The following is a 19853-nucleotide window of genomic DNA, read 5'->3' on the forward strand; positions in this document are numbered from 1 at the left end:
GCCGGGTCAGCGGTCGACCCGGGTGAAGTCCCACGAGTGCGGCGGCCGGGCCACCAGCCGGGCCGGCGGCTCCGGCAGGTCCCGGGGGCCGCTGCGCCACTTCGAGATCACCACCACCCGGTGGTCGGTGGAGGAGAAGACCTCGCTGGACAGGTGCAGCGGGTCGTGCTCGAAGTCGGGCAGCGCGGTGTCGCAGACCCAGGTGATGAGGTCCGCGAAGCCGTACGGCTCCGCCCGCGCCTCCCACATCCGTACGATCATGACGCTCGTCCCGGGGTTCGGACGCTGACCGTGGTCAGCGGCAGGGCGGAGTCGGCGGGCAGGTCGAGGCGGCTCGGCGCGACACCCGAGGCGACCAGGTGCGAGCCGAGCGCGGCGACCATCGCGCCGTTGTCCGTGCAGAGCTTCGGACGGGGCACCCGTACCCGGATCCCGTGCTTCGCCGCCCGGTGCTCGGCCAACGCCCGCAGCCGGGAGTTCGCCGCCACTCCCCCACCGATCACCAGCGTGTCGATCCCGCTGGTCCGGCAGGCGTCCAGCGCCTTGCCGACCAGCACGTCGCAGACCGCCTCCTGGAACGACGCGGCCACGTCGGCCACCGGCACCGGCTCACCGGCCCGCTGCCGGGCCTCCACCCAGCGGGCCACCGCGGTCTTCAGCCCGGAGAAGGAGAAGTCGTAGCGGTGCGCGGCGAGGTCCTTGGCGGCGGTGAGGCCGCGCGGGAAGCCGATCGCCCCCGCGTCGCCGGCCCGGGCCTCCCGGTCGATCCACGGCCCGCCGGGGAACGGCAGCCCGAGCAGCCGGGCCACCTTGTCGAACGCCTCACCGGCCGCGTCGTCGATGGTCGCACCGAGCGGGGTGACGCCCCCGGCCAGGTCGTCGACCCGCAGCAGCGAGGAGTGCCCACCGGAGACCAGCAGGGCGATCGCCGGCTCGGGCAGCGGGCCGTGCTCCAGGGTGTCCACGGCGACGTGCGCGGCGAGGTGGTTCACCCCGTAGACCGGCTTCTCGGCGGCGAGCGCGTAACCCTTCGCGGCGGCCACCCCGACCAGCAGCGCACCGGCCAGCCCCGGGCCGGAGGTGACCGCGATCGCGTCGATGTCGGCGATCGTCACCCCGGCCTCGGCGAGCGCCCGGTCCATGGTCGGGACGATCGCCTCCAGGTGGGCCCGGCTCGCCACCTCCGGCACCACGCCGCCGAACCGGGCGTGTTCGTCCACGCTGGAGGCGATCGCGTCGGCCAGCAGGGTGTGGCCCCGCACGATGCCCACGCCGGTCTCGTCGCAGGAGGTCTCGATCCCGAGGACCAGTGGTTCGTCAGCCATGATCTTCCTGGTTCCGCTGCATGACCAGCGCGTCGGTGTTGCTGGGTTGGTAGTAGCCGCGCCGCACCCCGATCGGCTCGAAGCCGTACGTGGCGTAGAGCCGCTGGGCCGGGCCGTTGTCCGCCGCCACCTCCAGCAGCGTGCTCCGGGCGCCGCGCCGGGCGGCCTCGGCGAGCAGCGCCTCCAGCAGCAGCCGGCCGACCCCCCGGCGCTGGGCGTCCCGCCGCACCGCGATGTTCTGCACCCAGGCCTCGTCGGGCGGCGCCACGGCGAGGCCGGCATAGCCGAGGACGCGGCCGTCGTCGTCGGTGGCGACGAGGTAGTGGTGACCGTTGGCCAGCTCGTTCCAGAACATCGCCGCCGACCACTGCTCCGCGCCGAAGAGGTCCGCCTCGATCGGCAGCACCTGCGCGATGTGCCACCAACGGAACCGGCCCAGTCGTACCTCGCTCACTGTGCCACCTCGGATCGCGACTGCGGGGCTCGCAAACCCGGCGCACTCCTCGCGCTCACGGTAGGACCGGCTTGTGGCCGGTCGCCGCGACCGCGTCCGGGCGACGCAGGTAGAGCGGGGTGAGCGGCTCGCCGGGGGCGCCCGCCCGGATCCGCTCCGCGGCCAGCACGGCCAGCACCGTCGGGTCCGGGTAGCGCGGCTCGGCCCGCAGCGGCAGGCCGAGCACGTCCGCGTACCGGTGCGCGCCGTCGCCGACCGCGACGGTGACGGCCAGGTCGCGGGCCCGCTCGGCGACGACCGCGGGGGCCGCCACGTCCGGCCCGGCGATCCGCTGGCCCGCGCCGTCGTAGACGGCCCAGTAGACCTCGCGGCGGCGGGCGTCGCTCGCGGCGAGCACCGGCTCGCCGGCCGCCGCCGGGTGACCGATGCCGTCCAGCGAGCAGACACCGTACGTGGGGATGCCGAGCACCTGCCCCATGGTGGCGGCGGTGACCAGCCCCACCCGCAGCCCGGTGAACGGGCCGGGGCCGAGCCCCGCGACGATCGCGGTCAGGTCACGCGGGCGGGCGTCGACGTCGGCCAGCACCGCGTCGACCTGCGGGGCGAGCAGCTCACCGTGCGCCCGCGCGTCGACGGTGCAGCGCTGCGCGCGGGGTGTGACGCCGTCCGCCGAGACCTCGACCAGCGCCGCGGTCACCGCGGGCGTCGAGGAGTCCACCACCAGTACGAGCACGGTAAGCCAGCCTAGTCGCCGCCCCGGTCACGCCCCGTCACCCCCCGTCTCCGTCGGCCGACCCGCCACCGGATCAGCGACCGGCGGCCGGCAGCGGCGCGAGCTGCGGGCTGTCGAAGGTCAGCGTGGGCAGCAGCAGCCACTGCTCCGGTGCCCGGCTGATCAACGCGGCGAGCACGTCCGCCAGCACCTGCCGCAGCCCGGCCCGGGCCGACGCCCGGTCGGCGGGACGGTCACCGACCAGCAGCGGCTCCTCCAGCCGCAGGACCAGCCGGTCGCCACGACGGTGCAGCACCGCCGGGAGCAGCATGGTGCCCGGTCGGGCGGCCAGCGAGACGAAGCCCGCGGAGATCGGTCGGCGCCGCCCGAACAGGGTGACCGGTTCCACCCCCCGCCCCGGATAGACGAAGTCCGGATACGTGCAGAGCACCCCGCCGTCGGCCAGGGTGGCCAGGATCCGGCGCAGCGCCCCGCTGCCCTCGGAGACCACCGGCACCCGGACCCCGGCGGGGAGTTCGGCGCTGCTGGTGTCCTCGCCGAAGGCCACCAGCGGACGGTCACCGAAGACCTCGGCCACGGCGTGCAGCGCGTCCGGGGCAGGCACGGTCAGCGGGGACACCAGCACCGTCGGGTGCCCGGCGGTCTCGGCCAGCCACTCGGCGCCCACCACCTGCGTGGTCGGCAGTGGCCGGGCCGCCCCCGCCGTCCAGCGGGCCTGCCGCCAGGCACACCAGAGCTGGTGGGCCAGCACCCGCCGGACGGCGTCCGGCCCGCTGTCGCCGCCGACCGCCGCCAGCGCCTGCCCGATCCGCCGGTTCTCCCGGTACGGGTCGCCCGCGGCGAGCCAGCCGGCCAACTCGTCGACCTCCGCCGGACCACGGTCGCCGAGCACCCGGGCGTGCAGCGGGTCGAAGGAGAGTTCCTGGAGCGCGGCGGCCAGGCTACGCATGGGCGCATCCCGCCGTCAGGCTGCGCAGCCAGTCCAGCAGGCCGTCCCCGCGCACCAGGGAGAGCGAGATCCGGTCGAAGGCGCTCAGCGCCACCGCGCAGCCGCTGTCCCACACCTCGTTGAGCGAGGGCGCGTGCGCCAGGCAGGTGCCGCCGCACACCCCCAGCCATAGGCAGTCCGCGCACCGGCTCGCCGACAGGTCCCGGTGCCGGATGGTGGTGGCCACGTCGCTGCTGCGGGCGTCGGCCAGGCCGCCGGCCACCGTGCCGAGCCCGGCGAGCGGGCCGGTCGGGTCGATGCAGTCGCACGCCTCCACGGTGCCGTCCGAGGAGACCGAGAGCAGGTCGCGGGCGGCCCCGCAGTCGCCGCGCAGGCACATGTTGCCGCCCGGCCCGGCGAGGAAGTTGTCCAGGTACTTCTTCACGGGCAGCACGGCGAAGCCGGGGAACTCGCCGCCCTCCACCGCTCCGAAGAGCTCCTCCCACGCCTCGGCCAGCACCGCCGGGTCCAGACCGAACCGGGCCGCGTCGGCGCGCCCGCGCCCGATCGGCTGGAAGAGGCTCCAGTCCCAGGTGGTCATCCCGACGTCGCGGAAGTGCCGGGCCAGCGGCAGCAGCAGCCGCTGGTTGGCGGCCGTGATGGTGCTCATCACGCCGGCCGAGCGGACGAAGTCCGGGTAGCGGGCCAGCGCCGAGGCGAACGCGTCGTACGTGCCGCGCCCGCGATGGTCCCGGCGGAACAGGTCGTGCACCGGCGGTGGCCCGTCGACCGAGACGCCCCAGGCGATGTCGTGGGCGCCGGAGAACTCCACCACCCGGTCGGTGAGCCGGGAGAAGTTGCTCTGCCCGACGAACCGGATCCGCCGGCCGCGTTCGGCGGCGAGCCGTTCCCCGGTGACCACCAGGTCCTCGATGAGCGGCCAGAGCAGCATCGGTTCGCCGCCGTGCAGGATCACCGCCAGCTCGGCCGGCGCGATCTCGAGCGCCTGTTCGATCGCGGCCACCGCGACCGCCCGGTCGATGGTGGTGGCCTTCTCGAAGACCTCGAAGTCGTAGCAGTAGGCACAGGCGTGGTTGCACGCGTTGGTGAGCTTCAGGATCAGCGTGTTCAGCTCGCTGAACCGTTGCTCCCCACCGACCACCCCGATCCCCTGGTCGAGCAGGAGTTGGCGGAGCCGGGCGACCGGCTCCCGGACGGCGGCGGGCAGCAGCGCCGGTGGCTGGTCGACCAGCGGGAGCAGGGGCTCCACCCGCTGGTCGACCGTGGTCCACCGGCCGGAGACCTGGTCGATGACCAGGAGGTGCCCGTCGCGGGGCAGGGTGCGGACCCGGTCCGGGTCGAACCGGCTCCGGTGCAGGGTCAGCGCGACCGGTGGCATGGCGGCCGGGCCTAGGCCGCGCCGGCCCCGCCGGCCCGGTGCATGTCGGGATATTCGAGGGTGGTGTGGCGCAGCTGGGACTCGACGTGCTGACCGCGGGCGTCGATGTGGGCCAGGCTGCCGTCGGCGGTCCACTCCTGCAGGACCGGCTCCTCGAAGTCCTCGATCCGACTGCGGTGTCCGCAGCAGGCCCGGCTCCACTCGGCCCAGACGCCCGGATCCGCCGCCGTGCCGGGGCGCAGCGCGTCGATGACGACGGTGTTGACGCCGGCCGGCCGGATCTCCTCCGGGAGCACGGAGAGGACCCGGTCGGCCTGCTCGGTGACGTACTTCTCGATCTCGCGTTCGGGCAGGTCGTGCAGGCGCATCGAGTCCGGTGCGCGCAGGTTGATGATCTTTGCCATGGGCCACCTCGTTCAGGTCGGAGATTACTGCTCACGACGGTGATGTCACGAACCGTAACTGTCCAGGGACCTGTCCTTGAGCTGACACGCTCGCCCGGCTGCCCACCCGCCGCACGGCCGACCTGGGTCAGCCGGCGGAGCGTTCCCAGTCGACGGTGGGCAGGCCGGCGTCGGCGAGGGCCTTGTTGGCCGCGCTGAACGGCCGGCTGCCGAGGAAGCCGCGCGGGTTCATCGGGCTGGGGTGGCCGGCCTCCAGCACCACGTGCTGCGGGTTGGTGACCAGGGCCGCCTTCTTGCGGGCGTACCCGCCCCAGAGCAGGAAGACGACGCGCTGGTCGAGGGCGTCCAGGGCGCGGATGGTGGCGTCGGTGAACTCCTCCCACCCGGAGTTCGCGTGCGACCCGGGGGTGGCCTGCCGGACGGTGAGCACCGAGTTGAGCAGCAGCACGCCCTGGGCCGCCCAACCGTCCAGGTTGCCGCTGCGCGGCTTTGGCACGCCCAGGTCCTCGCCCAGCTCCTTGAAGACGTTGCGCAGCGACGGCGGCACCGACACACCCTCGCGCACGCTGAAGCTCAGCCCGTGCGCCTGCCCCGCCTTGTGGTAGGGGTCCTGCCCGAGGATCAGCACCCGGCACTGCGCCGGCCCGCACAGCCGGTAGGCGGAGAAGAGGTCCTCGACCGGCGGGAAGACGGTCTGTGTCGCGTACTCCCGGGCGACGAACTCGGCCAGCGCGGCGGTGCGCGCCGGGTCGAGGTGCGGGGTGAGCACCGCCCGCCAGTCGTCGGGCAGCAGCGCCAGCAGGTCCAGGGTGGGCGCGTCGTCGGGCATCGGCAACCTTTCGCAGTCGGTCCCGGGCACTCTAGGCAGCGGGTACGACAGCGCTCAGTCGAGGGTGGCGAGCCGGTCCGCCCAGTCGCCGCCGACCGGCTCCAACGCGACCACCCGGGTGTCGTCGTCCCGCCGGTCGATCCGCACCCGCAGGTGCGCGTCGACCAGCTGCTCGACCAGCCCCTCGCCCCACTCGACCACGGTCACCGCCTCGTCCACCGAGGCGTCCAGGTCCAGGTCGTCGATCTCGGCGCGCGGGTCCGCCGCGTCCCCCAGCCGGTACGCGTCCGCGTGCACCAGGGTCACCCGGCCGCCGCGCTCCGGGTCGGGCCGGTGCACCCGGGCGATCACGAAGGTCGGCGAGGTGACGTCCCCGCGCACCCCGAGACCGGCGCCGATGCCCTGGGTGAGCGCGGTCTTGCCGGCGCCCAGCGGGCCACTGAGCAGCAGCAGGTCACCGGCGCGCAGCACGCCGGCCAGCCGGCGGCCGAACTCGTGCGTGTCGTCGACGGTCTTCAACTCCACGACCACGGTCACGGCGCCACCTCCGCTCGCGACTGCGGGGCTCGCGAAACCGGCTCACTCCTCGCGCTCACAGCGACTCCAGGAACCTCTCCAGCGCCGTGTTGACCTGGTCGGCGTGCTCCAGCATCACCACGTGCCCACTGTCGTGGATCTTGACGAACTCGGCGTGCGGCAGCCGCCGGACGATCTCCTCCGAGTGGGTCACCGGGGTGATCATGTCCTTGTCCCCGACGATCACCAGCACCGGCGTGTCGGCCAGCGCGGCCAGCGCCGGATAGCGCGAATGGGTGGCCAGGGTACGCAGGTAGCGGGTCACCGTGTCGGCCGACGTCCGCGAGTTCATCATCTCCACGTACGACACCAGGGCCGGGCTCGGCTTCGGGGTGCCGAAGCCGTACTTGCGGGTCAGCAGCCAGGCCACGTTGGTGGTGGACTGCCGCGCCTTGTCGATGATCGTGCCGCCGTACCGGGTGGCGTTGCTCATCATGTAGAGCACCGGGGCGCCGACCCGACCGATCAGGGCCGGCGCGACCAGCTTGGTCTCGGCGACCAGGCCGCCGGAGGTGGCCATCAGCACGGTGCCGACCACCCGGTCGCCGAACAGCTCCGGATAGAGCTCGGCCAACGCCATGATCGTCATGCCGCCCATCGAGTGGCCGACCAGCACCAGCGGCCCCTCCGGGGCGGTCTCGTCGAGCACCCGGCGCAGGGTGCGGCCCAGCGCGGCGAGGTCGTACTCGCCGGACTCGAGCCGGCCCGAGCGGCCGTGGCCGGGCTGGTCGTACGCGACGATCCGGTAGTCGCCCCGCGCGGCGAGCATCTTGCGCTGGAAGTGGAACGTCCCCATGTCCAGGCAGAAGCCGTGCACCAGCACCACCGTCGGGTGCCCCGGCACCGGCCGGGTCGGCTCGACCACCTCGACGTGGATGTCGGTGCCGTCCGGCATCTCGAACCGGTACGACTCGTCGTACCGCTGCTCACCGAAGACCTCGTGCGCGTACGGATCGGTGGGGTCGGCCTTGAGCCGGCGGACCAGGACGCGTTCGCTCACCACGCCCGCGGCGAGCCCGGCGGCGGCCACGCCGACCGCGGCCCCGACCAGCCCGGCGACCTTCCCGGCCGCCGTCCGGGGGCGGGGAATCCGGAACCGGGACGGGGACGGGGAGGTCATGGCCGGTCGCCGTCGTAGACGCGGGGCACCCGGACCCCGCCGAACCGGGTGACGATCTCGTAGTTGATGGTGCCCACCGCGTCGGCCCAGTCGTCGGCCGTCGGCTCACCGTCGGCGCCGCTGCCGAAGAGGGTCGCCACGTCACCTGCGGCGATCTCGTCCTCGCCGCAGTCCAGCACGAACTGGTCCATGCAGACCCGGCCGGAGATGGTCCGGCGCTTCCCGCCGAGCTGCACCGGGCCGGTGTTCGAGGCGTGCCGGGGCACCCCGTCGGCATAGCCGAGCGGCACCACCGCCAGGTTCGCCTCGGTCTCGGTGAGATAGGTGTGGCCGTAGGAGACGCCGGTGCCGGCCGGCACCCGCTTGGTCAGCATCACCCGGGCGCGGGCGCTCATCGCCGGACGCAGCCCGTACTTCTCGCCGGCCACCGGGGAGAGGCCGTAGATCGCGATGCCCGGCCGGACCAGGTCGAAGTGGGTGTCCGGGCGGGTCAGCGTGGCGGCCGAGTTCGCCAGGTGCCGGTAGCGGGGGCGCAGGCCGGCCCGCTCGACCATGGCCAGCCCCTCGTGGAAGACGGCGAGCTGACGGTCCGTGGTGGGGTGGCCGGGCGAGTCCGCGTACACGAAGTGGCTCCACACCCCGACCACCTCGACCAGGCCGTCGGCCTGGGCCTTCGCGGCGGCCTCCAGCAGGGTGGGCCAGTCGGCGACGGTGGCTCCGCCCCGGGACAACCCGGTGTCGATCTTCAGGTGCAGCCGGGCCGGGCGGTCCGCCCGCCGGCTCGCCTCGATCATCTCGTCCAGCTGCGGCAGGCTGGCGCAGCCCAGGTCCACGCCCACCGCGACGCCGTCGTGCAGTGGCAGCCCCGGGTCGAGCAGCCAGGCCAGCACCGGGGCCGTGATCCCCTCCCGGCGCAGGGTCAACGCCTCGTCGAGGGTGCAGACCCCGAGCCAGTCGGCGCCGGCGTCCAGGGCGGCCCGGGCGGCCGGGACCATGCCGTGGCCGTACCCGTCGGCCTTCACCACCGCCATCAGTTCGGCGCTGGTGCCCGATTTCAGCCGGGCCACGTTCTCCCGGATCGCGTCCAGGTCGACGCGCACCTCCGACTGCCACATGACCCCAGCCTACTTCCGTCGGTGATCACCGCGCGGCTCGGCGGCGACCCGCCCCGGCCCGCGCGTCGCCGGATCAGGACAGCCGGGCGATCACCGGACGCAGCGCGGTGGCCACGTCGGGCGCGGTCACCGGGCCACCCCGGGCCGCCTCCCGGCCGGCCAGCCCGTGCAGGTACGCCGCCGCGGCGGCCGCCCGGTCGGCCCGCACCCCGGCCGCCAGCAGCGAGCCGAGCAGCCCCGCCAGCACGTCCCCGGTGCCCCCGGTGGCCAGCGCCGGGGTTCGGTCGGGTTGACGTACGCCCGGCCGTCGGGCGTGCCGATCACCGTGCGGTCCCCCTTGAGCAGCACCACCGCGTTCATCCAGGCGGCCAGCCGCAGTGCCGCCGCCACCCGGTCCGCGCCGGGGTCTCCCCACAGAGCCGGGCGTACTCCCGGTCGTGCGGGGTCACCACGATCGGGGCGTCCCGGTCCGCGCAGCCGGTCGGCCATCCGGCCGTCCACCAGCAGGGTCAGCGCGTCGGCGTCGAGCACCACCGGGACCGGCGCGGCGAGCACCGCCCGCAGCTCGGCGGCCGACTCCTCGCCGGTGCCCAGCCCCGAGCCGCACACCCAGGCCTGCACCCGGCCGGCGTCGGCGACCCGGCCGGCGGCGATCACCGACGGGTGCTGGTGCAGCACCTCCGCCCGCGCCCCGCCCGCGTAGCGGACCAGGCCGGTCGGCCCGGCCAGCGCGCCACCCACCGAGAGCACGGCCGCCCCCGGATAGGTCGCCGAACCGGTCGCCAGCCCCACCACGCCCCGGGTGTACTTCTCCGAGGACGGGCCGAGCCCGGGCCACCAGTCCACCACGTCCGACCACTCGGTGACCCGCAGCGCGGGCGTACCGCGCAGCCACGGCGCCAGCCCGATGTCGACCAGTTCCACCTGCCCGGCCAGGGCAGCGGCGGGCCCCACCACCAGGGCGGGCTTCAGCGCGCCGAACGCCACCGTCACGTCGGCCCGCACCGCCCTGGGGCGGCCGGACTCGGTCAGCGGCACGTCCCCGGTGTCCACCGCCACGCCGCTGGGCACGTCCACCGCCACCACGGTGGCCCGGGCCCGTCCCGCCCGCAGTGCCGGACCAGGCTCGCCGCGAGCTGGTCGGCGGTCTCCCGCAGCCCGCCGGTGCCACCGATCCCGACGATCCCGTCCAGCACCAGGTCGACCAGGGCCGGGGGCCGGTCCACCAGCCGGCCGCCGGCGGCCCGGAACGCGGCCAGCCCGTCGGCGTGCGCCCGGTCGGGGGTCAGCAGCAGGGCGGAGACGGCCGCGCGCGCGCCGGGCCAGGCGGGCGCCCGCGTACAGGGTGTCGCCGCCGTTGTCCCCGGAGCCGACCAGCAGCAGCACCCGGGCGCCGTAGACCCCGCCCCGGTCGGCCAGGAGCAGGGCGCAGCGGCGGGCCAACCCGGCCGCCGCCCGCTGCATCAGCGTCCCGGGCGGCACGGTCGCCATCAGGCCGGCCTCCGCCGCGCGTACGTCCGCAACCCGCCACACCGGTTTCATGCGTACCCCGTCCTCCGGCGGGTCGGCCCGCCGGTCAGCTCAGCGTTCCGCGACCACCATGGCCGAGGCGATGCCGCCGTCGTGGGACAGCGACAGGTGCCAGCGGTTGATCCCGCGTTCGGTCGCGGCGGCGGCCACCGTGCCGGCGACGGTCAGCCAGGGCCGGCCGTCCGGGTCCGGCACGATCTCGCAGTCGTGCCAGCTCAGCCCGCCCGGTGCACCGAGCGCCTTGGCGACGGCCTCCTTGGCCGCGAAACGGGCGGCCATCGACTCGGGCGAGCGCGGGTTGCCGGCGCGGGTGAACCGCTCGGCCTCGGTGAAGAGCCGGTCGGCCAGCAGCGGCGTCCGGGCCAGGGCCCGGGTGAACCGGTCCACCAGCACGACGTCGATGCCGACCGCCACGATCACGACCTCACCCTACCGGCGGGCGCGGCGGCAGATTAGCCGCCGGCTGCGCGGTGGGCAACGCCTGTGGACGACCCGGGGGTACGACCACCGCCGCTCGTCCACAGGGTCGGCCCGCCCGGTGCCGGGCTGCCTAGCGTCGTCCCCGTCGACCGCCCGGCCCGCGCCGGGGATCCCGGGGAGGAGCACCGATGAGCGAGGAGCCGTTCACCGTCCGGCCGGAGCTGCTGCGCGAGGTGGCCCGGGCGCTCGACGACGACGCGTACCGGCTGGCGTACGGGCTGGCCGGGGCGGCTGGGCTGGTGGTGCCGGCGGACGGGTGGCGGGCCGGCGCGGCGCTGGTCGAGCTGGAGTCGGCGGTGCACCGCTGGTGCGGCACGCTCGCGGCGCGGGTGGCGGAGACCGGGGCGGCCGTGCGTACCGCCGCCGACGGCTACGAGGCGGTCGACGCCCGCGCCGCCGGCCGCCTCACCGGGCTGCCCCGGTGACCGGGCCCGACCGACGGCCACCGGCCCGGCCCGGCCGGCCCTCCACCGGCCCCGCCGGACGCCCGGCCCCCGCCGGAAGCCCATCGGCCGGGCTCCCGGTCGTCCGACGACCGGGGCCGCGTCCGCCGCTGCCGTCGGGTACGCGCAGCTCTGGGCTGCCGATCCGGGGCGCTGGGCCGGTGCGGGGGCGGCCTGGCGCGGGCTGACCGACCCGATGCGGCGCCGGGCCGACGAGCTCGACGGGCAGGCCGCCACGCTCCGCCCCGGCTGGTCGGGCGGCCGCCGCGGCGGCGCGGGAGCGGCTCACCGGGCTGCGTGCCGACCTGACCGACGTGCTGCCCGCGCTGATCGAGGTCGACCAGACGCTCGCCGAGTTCGCCGCCCGGCTGGGCGGGGCCAGGGCCCGGCTGGCCGCCGCCGTGGCGCTCGCCGACGCGGGCGGGTTGCTGGTCGACCGGACCGGGGCGGTCCACCCGGATCCGGCCCGTCCCCGTACCGCCGCGCCGGTCGGTCCCGGGTGGTCCAGGTGGCGGCGGCCGTCCGCGAAGCGCTGGCCCTGGCCGGGGCCGCCGACCGGGAGGCGGTCGGCCGGCTGGCCGAACTGGCGACGGCGGCCGGCACCGGATGGGTGAGCGTGCCACCCGCCTGGCGACCCCGGCCGGGGCCGGGCCGGCGGAGGTGGCCCGCTGGTGGACCGGGCTCACCCCGGCCGAGCGGCGCTGGCTGGTGCGGCACGAGCCGGCCCGGGTGGGCGCCCTCGACGGGGTGCCGGTGGCCGCCCGGGACCAGGCCAACCGGTTGCTGCTGGCCGAGCGGCGGAACGCCCTGCTGGCGCTGCGCGGCCGGCTGCTGCGGCCGTTGTTGCCAGGGCCGCTCGAGCTGGCCCGGCGGGTCCGGCTCGCCGGGGTGGAGGGGGCGCTGCACGGGCTGGACGGGTTGACCGGGCGGTTGACCGGGGCGGACGGTCCCCGGGCGTACCTGCTCGGGCTGGAGCCGGCCGGGGACGGGCGGGCGATCGTGGCGCTGGGCAATCCCGACCGGGCCGGCGCGGTGCTGACGTACGTGCCGGGGATGGGCAGCAGCCTGGCCGACGCCCCCGGCGAGCTGGGCCGGGCGGCCCGGGTGCGGGACCGCTGCGCGGCGCTCGCCCCGACCGAGGAGACCGCGGCGGTGCTCTGGCTCGACTACGACGCCCCGGACTTCCTCCACGAGGCGGTACGCGACGGGCAGGCCCGGGACGCCGGTCCGGCGCTGCACCGGTTCCAGGAGGGGCTGCGCGCCTCCCACGAGGGGCCGGCGGCCCGGCAGACCGTGCTCGGCCACAGCTACGGGTCGGTGGTGGTGGGTGCCGCCGCCCGGGACCACGGGCTGAGCGCCGACGCGCTGGTCTTCGTGGGGTCGCCGGGGGTGGGCGTGGCGCACGCCGGCGAGCTGGGCCTGCCGGCCGGGCAGGTCTGGGCGAGCAGTGCGCCGGACGACGTGATCCGGTTGACCCGGCCGCCCGACGAGCTGGCCCGCCGTACGCTGCTCGGCGCCACCCCGCTCGGCCCGGCGGTGGCGCTCCTGGACCGCTCCGGTCACGAGCTGTGGTTCGGGGCGGACCCGAGTGACCCGGCCTTCGGCGGCCGGCGCTTCCCCAGCGGCCGGTACGGCCACACCGGCTACTGGGACCCCGCCAACCCGGCGCTGGACGGCATGGCCCGGATCGTGCTGGGCCGGTGAGGCACGCCCGGCGGTCCGGTGGTGCCGGGCCGGGCCGAGGGCCGGGTGCGGAGCGGGCCGGGTGACGGGCCGGCGCACGGCGGAGCCCCCTGGCCGTGGGCGGGGCAGGGGGCTCCGGGTGCCGGTGGGGCGGGGTCGGCGGCTACTCGACGGTGACCGACTTGGCCAGGTTGCGCGGCTGGTCCACGTCGTGGCCGCGGGCGGCGGCGATCTCGGCCGCGAGCACCTGGAGCGGCACCGTGGTCACCAGCGGGGCGAGCAGGGTCGGCGTGCGCGGCACGTAGATCAGGTGGTCGGCGTAGCGGACGACCGCCTCGTCGCCCTCCTCCGCGATCACGATGGTCCGGGCGCCCCGGGCGCGGACCTCCTGGATGTTGGAGACGACCTTGTCGTGCAGCATGCCCCGACCGACCGGGGACGGCACCACGCAGATCACCGGGGTGCCCTTGTCGATCAGCGCGATCGGGCCGTGCTTCAGCTCGCCGGCGGCGAAGCCCTCGGCGTGCATGTACGCCAGCTCCTTGAGCTTCAGCGCGCCCTCCAGGGCCACCGGGTAGCCCACGTGCCGGCCGATGAAGAGCACCGTCGGCTCCGACTTGAGGTCGCGGGCCAGCTCGCGGACCGGTTCGATGCGGTCCAGCAGCTCGCGCAGCTTGCCGGGCATCTCCTGGAGCTGCGAGACGACCGCACCGACCTCGTCGGCGAACTTGATCCCGCGCACCTGGGCCAGGTGCAGGCCGATCAGATAGCAGGCGACGAGCTGGGTGAGGAACGCCTTGGTGGAGGCGACGGCGATCTCCGGGCCACCGTGGGTGTAGAGCACGGCGTCGGACTCGCGCGGGATGGTCGAGCCGTTGGTGTTGCAGATCGCCAGCACCCGGGCCTTCTGCTCCTTGGCGTGGCGCAGCGCCATCAGGGTGTCCATGGTCTCGCCGGACTGCGAGATCACCACGATCAGGGTGGACCGGTCGAGGACCGGGTCGCGGTAGCGGAACTCGCTGGCCAGCTCCACCTCGCAGGGGATCCGGGTCCAGTGCTCGATGGCGTACTTGGCGACCAGGCCGGAGTGGTAGGCGGTGCCGCAGGCGACGATGAAGATCTTGTCGACGTCGCGCAGGTCCTGGTCGCTGAGGCGGACCTCGTCGAGGGCGATCTCGCCGGTCTCGGTGAGCCGGCCGAGCAGCGTGTCGGCGATCGCCTGCGGCTGCTCCTCGATCTCCTTGAGCATGAACCAGTCGTAGCCGCCCTTCTCCGCGGCCGAGGAGTCCCAGTCGATGTGGAAGTCCTTGCCGGTGGCGGGCTGGCCGGCGAAGTCGGTGATCTCGATGCTCTCGCCGGTGATCAGGACGATCTGGTCCTGGCCCAGCTCCACCGCCTCGCGGGTGTGCTCGATGAACGCGGCCACGTCGCTGGCCAGGTAGTTCTCCCCGTCACCCCGGCCCACGACCAGGGGCGAGTTGCGCCGGGCGCCGACCACCGCGCCGGGGATCGCGGCGTCGACGGCGAGCAGCGTGAACGCGCCCTCCAGCCGCTGGCAGACCAGCCGCATGGCCGAGGCGAGCAGCTGGGGGCTGTCCACCTCGCCGGCCGCGCGCAGGTCGGCCAGCGCGGCGGAGAGCAGGTGGGCGGCGCACTCGGTGTCGGTGTCGCTGGTGAACTGGACGCCGTCGGCCTCCAGCTCGGCGCGGAGCTTCGCGAAGTTCTCGATGATGCCGTTGTGGATCACGGCGACCCGGCCGTCCGGGCCGAGGTGCGGGTGGGCGTTGCGGTCGGTGGGTCCGCCGTGGGTGGCCCAGCGGGTGTGGCCGATGCCGGTGGTGCCGTCGCCGATGCCGATCGGGCTGGCGGCGCAGTCCTCCGGGTTGCCGGCGGCCCGTTCGGAGAGCACCTTCTCCAGGTTGGCCAGCTTGCCGGCCTTCTTCTCGGTCAGCAGCTCGTCGTCGCAGACGATGGCGACGCCGGCCGAGTCGTAGCCGCGGTATTCCAGCCGCCGCAGTCCGTCGAGCACGATGCCGAGCGCCGGACGCGCGCCGGCGTAACCCACGATTCCACACATGGTTCGCAGCTTAACCCAGCTTCGCTCACCGCGTTTGCTCGGAAGCCGGGTAAACGATCACTGAATTTGAGCGATCCGGAGCGGATGGTGAGCGGAGGGTGAGGACCGGACGAAACCGTCGGCTGCCGTCCGGGAGACGGTGGGGTTGAAGTGTCCGGATCGGGCCGTAGGCTGACGCGCGTGACGACGACCGCGAACACCGACCCCCTGGTGGCCCGGATGCGGCCGTTCGGGACGACCATCTTCGCCGAGATGTCGGCGCTCGCCGTGCGGACCGGCGCGGTGAACCTGGGCCAGGGCTTCCCGGACACCGACGGCCCGCCGGAGATGCTGGCCGCCGCGGCCGAGGCGCTGCGCACCGGACACAACCAGTACCCGCCGGGTCCGGGCGTCCCGGCCCTGCGCGCGGCAGTCGCCGCGCACCAGCGCCGGTTCTGGGGCCTGGAGTACGACCCGGGCGACGAGATCGTGGTCACCGCGGGGGCCACCGAGGCGATCGCCGCCAGCATCCTCGCCCTTTGCGAGCCGGGCGACGAGGTGGTCTGCTTCGAGCCGTACTACGACTCGTACGCCGCGTCGATCGCGCTGGCCGGCGCGGTCCGCCGCCCGGTCACGCTGCGGCCCGGCGACGACGGTCGCTACGCCTTCGACCCGGCGGCGCTGCGCGCGGCGTTCGGGCCGCGGACCCGGCTGGTGCTGCTCAACTCGCCGCACAACCCGACCGGCAAGGTCTTCACCCCCGCCGAGCTGGCCCTGGTCGCCGAGCTCTGCCAGGAGCACGACGCGTACGCGCTCACCGACGAGGTGTACGAGCACCTGGTCTTCCCGGACGCCGCCGCGCCACACGTACCGCTGGCCACGCTCCCCGGGATGCGGGAGCGGACGCTGCGGATCTCGTCGGCCGGCAAGACCTTCTCCTGCACCGGCTGGAAGGTCGGCTGGGTGAGCGGCCCGGCCGCCCTGGTCTCCGCGGTGCTGCGGGTCAAGCAGTTCCTCACCTTCGTCAACGCGGCGCCGCTGCAACCGGCGGTCGCGGTGGCGCTCGCCCTGCCCGACGGCTACTTCACGGACTTCGGCGCGAGCATGCGGCACCGTCGGGACCTGCTGGTCGACGGGCTCACCGACGCCGGCTTCGGGGTGTACGCGCCGGAGGGGACGTACTTCGTGACGGCCGACGTCACCCCGCTGGGCGGGCGGGACGGGGTGGAGTTCTGCCGGTCGCTGCCCGAGCGGTGCGGGGTGGTAGCGGTGCCGACCCAGGTGTTCTACGACGACGCCGAGGCGGGGCGTCGGCTGGTCCGGTTCGCCTTCTGCAAGCGTCCGGAGGTGCTGACCGAGGCGGTGGGTCGGCTGCGCCGGCTGCGGGAGTCCCGATGACCGACGGGTACGCCGAGCGGATCCGCCGCGTCACCCTGCTGCGCGCCTGCGACACGGTGCTGTCCGGCTCCCGCCCCGCGAGCGTCGCCGAGCAGCTCGACACGCTGCGGGCGACCGCGACGGACGACCTGCTCCCCGACTTCTACGGCGAGGGCGGCGCGGTGGAGGCGGTGGAGCGCCGGGTCGCCGAGCTGCTCGGCACCGAGGCGGTCGCCTTCTTCCCCACCGGCACGATGGCCCAGCAGGTGGCCATGCGCTACGGCGCCGAGGTCAGCGGCCGGGACGGGGTCGGGCTGCACCCGCTCAGTCATCCCCTGGTGCACGAGCGGGACGCGTACGCGGTGCTCGGCGGCCTGCGCGCCGTGCTCACCACCGGCGCACCGCGCAATCCGACCGCCGAGGAGGTCGCGGCGCTCGACGAGCCGATCGGCACGCTGCTGCTGGAGCTGCCCCTGCGGGACGCGGGTTTCGTCCTGCCGAGCTGGGACGAGCTGACCGCGGTGGTCGGGGCGGCCCGGGAGCGCGGCTTCCGGGTGCACCTGGACGGTGCCCGGCTCTGGGAGTCCACCGTCCACCTGGGGCACTCGGCGGCCGAGGTCGCCGCCCTGGCCGACAGCGTCTACGTCTCGTTCTACAAGTCACTGGGCGGCCACGCGGGTGCCGCCCTGGCCGGCTCCGCCGACCTGGTCCGATACGCCCGGGCCTGGCGGCACCGCTATGGCGGCATGCTCTTCCAGCAGTGGCCGGCGGCGCTGGCCGCGCTGGCCGGCCTGGACGGCGAGCTGCCCCGGCTGCCCGACTACGTGGCACACGCCAAGCTGGTGGCGGCGGCACTGGGCGGCCTGCCCGGCGCGCGGGTGCATCCGGCGCCGCCGCACACCCACCAGTTCCGGCTCTGGCTGCCGCACCCCGCAGCCGCCCTCAACGACGCCAACCTCGCCCTCGCCGAGCAGGAGCGGGCGTGGTTCGTCGGCGGCTGGCAGGAGACCGAGGTGCCGGGCGTCTCGATGGCCGAGGTGACGGTGGCCGCGCCCGCGCTGGACCTGGACGCCGACCGGATCACCGACCTGGCCGACCGCTTCCTGCGCCGCCTCCCGCCCACCTGACCCCGCCGTCCCGGCCCGGCTTTCCGGCCGCGGGCTCCCGGCTTCGGAATCCCAGCCGCGGGCTCCCGGCCTCCGGACCCCGGCCTCGGGACCCCGCCCTCGGGACCCCGCCCTCGGGACCCCGGGATCCCGCTGCGAACACCAGCGCCCGCGCCCCTGCCCGAACCCCGGACCTCGGCGCGCCGCCCCGGACCCCGGCCTCCGCATCCGCCGCCGACACCCCTCCGGCGCTCAGGCCCTGGCCCCCGATGCCGGGGCACCGCCCATGGTGCTGGGAAGGGACGCTACGAATCTGATGACGTATTTGAATCACCGAGCGCACGATGGTCGTCGGCTCTCCTGGCCTGGCTCACAGTCGGATGCCTGACCTGATCCATCCCCGGGTCCCGGCCTGACTCACGGTCCGACCCCTGCCACCCGGACCACCGCCGGATCCCGGTCTGGCTCACGGTCCCAGCCCGATTCATATTCGTCATCAAAATGGTAGCGTCCGAGCCCACCGTCGCCAGCTTGTGCGATCGACGACCGGCACGGGCAACACCAGACTGCCGGGGCGGCGTCAACTGCGGCGTTACCGGGCCACCGGGCCCGGTGGTCAGACCGGTGTCGCCACGCCTCGGTGGTCAGACTCGCCCAGGGCCGGACGCCGCCCAGGCCCGTGGTCGCCAGGCCTGGTCGCGTTCAGAGCCCGTGGTCGGGGTCAGGCGACGTCAGGGCCAAGCGACATCAGGGCCTGGCGACGTCAGGGCCAGGAGCAATCAGGGCCAGGAGAAATCAGGGCCGGGCGGGATCAGGGCCGGGCGGGATCAGGGCCGGGCGGGGTCAGGCGGCGGGGCTGGCGGTGCGGACGTGGGCGGCGATGCGTTCGGCAACCTCGCGCGCGGTCTCCTCGGTGGCGGCCTCGACCATCACCCGGACCAGCGGCTCGGTGCCCGACGGGCGCAGCAGCACCCGGCCGGTCTCGCCCAGCTCGGCCTCGGCCCGCTCCACCTCGGCCCGGACGGCCGGCGCGGCGGCACCCACGGTCCGGTCACCGACCGGCACGTTGATCAGGACCTGCGGCAGCTTCGTGACGACCGAACCGAGCTCGGCCAGGGACCTGCCGGTGGCGGCCATCCGGGCCATCAGGTGCAGCCCGGTGAGCACCCCGTCGCCGGTGGTGGCGTGCGCGGGCATGACGATGTGACCGCTCTGCTCGCCGCCCAGCGCCAGCCCGGAGGCACGCAGTTCCTCCAGCACGTACCGGTCGCCGACCTTGGTCTCGAGCAGCCGGATGCCCTCGGCGGACATGGCCAGCCGCAGGCCGAGGTTGCTCATCACGGTGGCGACCAGGGTGTCCTGGGTCAGCTCGCCGGCCTCCCGCATGGCGAGGGCGAGGATCGCCATCACCTGGTCGCCGTCGACCTCGTCGCCGTCGGCGGTGACCGCCACGCAGCGGTCGGCGTCGCCGTCGTGGGCGAGCCCCAGGTGCGCGCCGTGCTCCACCACGGCCGCGCGCAGCGCGTCGATGTGGTTGGAGCCGCACCCGTCGTTGATGTTGAGTCCGTCCGGCTCGGCGTAGATCGCGATCACCTCGGCGCCCGCCTCGCGGTAGGCCACCGGGGCGACCTCGGCGGCGGCGCCGTTCGCACAGTCGACCACGACCTTGATCCCGTCGAGCCGGTGCGGAACCGTGCCGACCAGGTGCTGGACGTAGTGATCGGCACCGTCGAGCAGGTCGTGCACCCGGCCGACGCCGGCACCGGTCGGCCGGTCCCAGGCGGTCGTGGCGTTCGCCTCGACGGCCGCCTCGATCTTCATCTCCAGCTCGTCGGGGAGCTTGTGCCCGCCGGCGGCGAAGAGCTTGATGCCGTTGTCCGGCATGGGGTTGTGCGAGGCGGAGAGCATCACGCCCAGGTCGGCCTTGGCCTCGGCGGTGAGGAACGCCACCGCCGGGGTGGGCAGCACGCCGACCCGGACCACGTTCGCGCCGGCGCTGGTGAGCCCGGCCACCACGGCCGCCTCCAGCATCTCGCCGCTGGCGCGGGTGTCCCGGCCGACCACGGCGAGCGGGGGATGACTCCGGTCCGTCTCGGCGAGCGTGTGCGCGGCGGCAACCGCCACCGCCAGCGCCAACTCCGGGGTGAGATCCGCGTTCGCCCGCCCGCGTACGCCGTCCGTGCCGAACAACCGGCCCATACCCGCCAACCTCCGATGGAACTGCCGTAGACAGGAGAAAGCGGAACGGCCGGGCCACCTCCCCGGTCGAGGGGAGGCGGACCGGCCGTCCGTCAG

Annotated in this window: 19 protein-coding genes and 1 pseudogene; 5 read left to right on the forward strand and 15 right to left on the reverse strand. The window is 75.0% G+C overall.

Annotation, left to right across the window (positions count from 1 at the left end; all coding sequences use genetic code 11):
• Nucleotides 1–6 precede the first annotated feature (6 nt).
• The 13 genes and pseudogenes from MRQ36_RS08925 to MRQ36_RS08985 all read right to left on the reverse strand — a co-directional run bounded on the left by MRQ36_RS08925 (nucleotide 7) and on the right by MRQ36_RS08985 (nucleotide 10833).
• On the reverse strand, nucleotides 7–261 hold the full coding sequence (locus MRQ36_RS08925; RefSeq protein ID WP_242794436.1) for a hypothetical protein: 255 nt from the start codon (nucleotides 259–261) through the stop codon (nucleotides 7–9).
• Nucleotides 258–1325, reverse strand: a complete 1068-nt coding sequence (gene tsaD, locus MRQ36_RS08930) for a tRNA (adenosine(37)-N6)-threonylcarbamoyltransferase complex transferase subunit TsaD (RefSeq protein WP_242794437.1) — start codon at nucleotides 1323–1325, stop codon at nucleotides 258–260. Before tsaD ends, MRQ36_RS08925 begins: the two co-directional genes overlap by 4 nt.
• Nucleotides 1318–1779 (reverse strand): ribosomal protein S18-alanine N-acetyltransferase, encoded by a 462-nt coding sequence (gene rimI / locus MRQ36_RS08935; RefSeq protein WP_242794438.1) that lies wholly within the window; start codon nucleotides 1777–1779, stop codon nucleotides 1318–1320. The genes tsaD and rimI overlap by 8 nt, the downstream gene beginning before the upstream one ends.
• Nucleotides 1780–1834: 55 nt before the next feature.
• Nucleotides 1835–2512 carry a tRNA (adenosine(37)-N6)-threonylcarbamoyltransferase complex dimerization subunit type 1 TsaB gene (gene tsaB / locus MRQ36_RS08940; RefSeq protein WP_242794439.1) on the reverse strand — a complete coding sequence of 226 codons (678 nt, stop codon included), beginning with the start codon at nucleotides 2510–2512 and terminating at the stop codon, nucleotides 1835–1837.
• A gap of 73 nt (nucleotides 2513–2585) precedes the next feature.
• Nucleotides 2586–3461 (reverse strand): hypothetical protein, encoded by an 876-nt coding sequence (locus MRQ36_RS08945; RefSeq protein ID WP_242794440.1) that lies wholly within the window; start codon nucleotides 3459–3461, stop codon nucleotides 2586–2588.
• Nucleotides 3454–4839: a radical SAM/SPASM domain-containing protein gene (locus tag MRQ36_RS08950; protein ID WP_242794441.1), complete on the reverse strand. Its 1386-nt coding sequence runs from the start codon at nucleotides 4837–4839 to the stop codon at nucleotides 3454–3456. The genes MRQ36_RS08945 and MRQ36_RS08950 overlap by 8 nt, the downstream gene beginning before the upstream one ends.
• A gap of 11 nt (nucleotides 4840–4850) precedes the next feature.
• Nucleotides 4851–5243: a hypothetical protein gene (locus MRQ36_RS08955; protein WP_242794442.1), complete on the reverse strand. Its 393-nt coding sequence runs from the start codon at nucleotides 5241–5243 to the stop codon at nucleotides 4851–4853.
• A 127-nt stretch (nucleotides 5244–5370) separates the two neighbouring features.
• Nucleotides 5371–6072 carry a uracil-DNA glycosylase gene (gene ung / locus MRQ36_RS08960; RefSeq protein WP_242794443.1) on the reverse strand — a complete coding sequence of 234 codons (702 nt, stop codon included), beginning with the start codon at nucleotides 6070–6072 and terminating at the stop codon, nucleotides 5371–5373.
• 54 nt (nucleotides 6073–6126) lie between these two features.
• Nucleotides 6127–6609, reverse strand: a complete 483-nt coding sequence (gene tsaE, locus MRQ36_RS08965; RefSeq protein ID WP_242794444.1) for a tRNA (adenosine(37)-N6)-threonylcarbamoyltransferase complex ATPase subunit type 1 TsaE — start codon at nucleotides 6607–6609, stop codon at nucleotides 6127–6129.
• A 55-nt stretch (nucleotides 6610–6664) separates the two neighbouring features.
• Nucleotides 6665–7768, reverse strand: a complete 1104-nt coding sequence (locus tag MRQ36_RS08970) for an alpha/beta fold hydrolase (protein ID WP_242794445.1) — start codon at nucleotides 7766–7768, stop codon at nucleotides 6665–6667.
• Nucleotides 7765–8883, reverse strand: a complete 1119-nt coding sequence (alr, locus tag MRQ36_RS08975; RefSeq protein ID WP_242794446.1) for an alanine racemase — start codon at nucleotides 8881–8883, stop codon at nucleotides 7765–7767. The genes MRQ36_RS08970 and alr overlap by 4 nt, the downstream gene beginning before the upstream one ends.
• Nucleotides 8884–8956: 73 nt before the next feature.
• Nucleotides 8957–10347: pseudogene (locus MRQ36_RS08980) on the reverse strand (bifunctional ADP-dependent NAD(P)H-hydrate dehydratase/NAD(P)H-hydrate epimerase).
• Between the two features lie 117 nt (nucleotides 10348–10464).
• Nucleotides 10465–10833 (reverse strand): holo-ACP synthase, encoded by a 369-nt coding sequence (locus MRQ36_RS08985; protein ID WP_242794447.1) that lies wholly within the window; start codon nucleotides 10831–10833, stop codon nucleotides 10465–10467.
• A gap of 188 nt (nucleotides 10834–11021) precedes the next feature.
• On the opposite strand from MRQ36_RS08985, the gene MRQ36_RS08990 reads away from it, so the two are divergent.
• The 3 genes from MRQ36_RS08990 (at nucleotide 11022) to MRQ36_RS09000 (ending at nucleotide 13040) form a co-directional block, all read left to right on the forward strand.
• Nucleotides 11022–11318: a type VII secretion target gene (locus MRQ36_RS08990; RefSeq protein ID WP_242794448.1), complete on the forward strand. Its 297-nt coding sequence runs from the start codon at nucleotides 11022–11024 to the stop codon at nucleotides 11316–11318.
• A gap of 332 nt (nucleotides 11319–11650) precedes the next feature.
• Complete coding sequence (locus MRQ36_RS08995; protein WP_242794449.1) at nucleotides 11651–11950, forward strand: hypothetical protein; 300 nt, start codon at nucleotides 11651–11653, stop codon at nucleotides 11948–11950.
• The gene (locus tag MRQ36_RS09000) at nucleotides 11943–13040 is read left to right on the forward strand and encodes an alpha/beta hydrolase (RefSeq protein WP_242794450.1); all 1098 of its coding nucleotides are present in this window, start codon (nucleotides 11943–11945) and stop codon (nucleotides 13038–13040) included. Before MRQ36_RS08995 ends, MRQ36_RS09000 begins: the two co-directional genes overlap by 8 nt.
• A 142-nt stretch (nucleotides 13041–13182) precedes the next feature.
• On the opposite strand, the gene glmS is transcribed toward MRQ36_RS09000, so the two are convergent.
• Nucleotides 13183–15096, reverse strand: coding sequence for a glutamine--fructose-6-phosphate transaminase (isomerizing) (glmS, locus tag MRQ36_RS09005; protein ID WP_242794451.1), 1914 nt, complete (start codon nucleotides 15094–15096; stop codon nucleotides 13183–13185).
• A gap of 171 nt (nucleotides 15097–15267) precedes the next feature.
• Between glmS and MRQ36_RS09010 the strand changes: the two genes are divergently transcribed.
• The gene (locus MRQ36_RS09010) at nucleotides 15268–16473 is read left to right on the forward strand and encodes a pyridoxal phosphate-dependent aminotransferase (protein WP_278188023.1); all 1206 of its coding nucleotides are present in this window, start codon (nucleotides 15268–15270) and stop codon (nucleotides 16471–16473) included.
• Nucleotides 16470–17579, forward strand: a complete 1110-nt coding sequence (locus tag MRQ36_RS09015) for a low specificity L-threonine aldolase (RefSeq protein ID WP_242794452.1) — start codon at nucleotides 16470–16472, stop codon at nucleotides 17577–17579. Before MRQ36_RS09010 ends, MRQ36_RS09015 begins: the two co-directional genes overlap by 4 nt.
• An 822-nt stretch (nucleotides 17580–18401) precedes the next feature.
• On the opposite strand, the gene glmM is transcribed toward MRQ36_RS09015, so the two are convergent.
• A complete protein-coding gene (glmM, locus tag MRQ36_RS09020; protein WP_242794453.1) occupies nucleotides 18402–19757 on the reverse strand; it encodes a phosphoglucosamine mutase in 1356 nt (451 codons plus the stop codon).
• Between the last annotated feature and the right edge of the window lie 96 nt (nucleotides 19758–19853).

This window comes from Micromonospora sp. R77, from assembly GCF_022747945.1.
Classification (GTDB): domain Bacteria; phylum Actinomycetota; class Actinomycetes; order Mycobacteriales; family Micromonosporaceae; genus Micromonospora.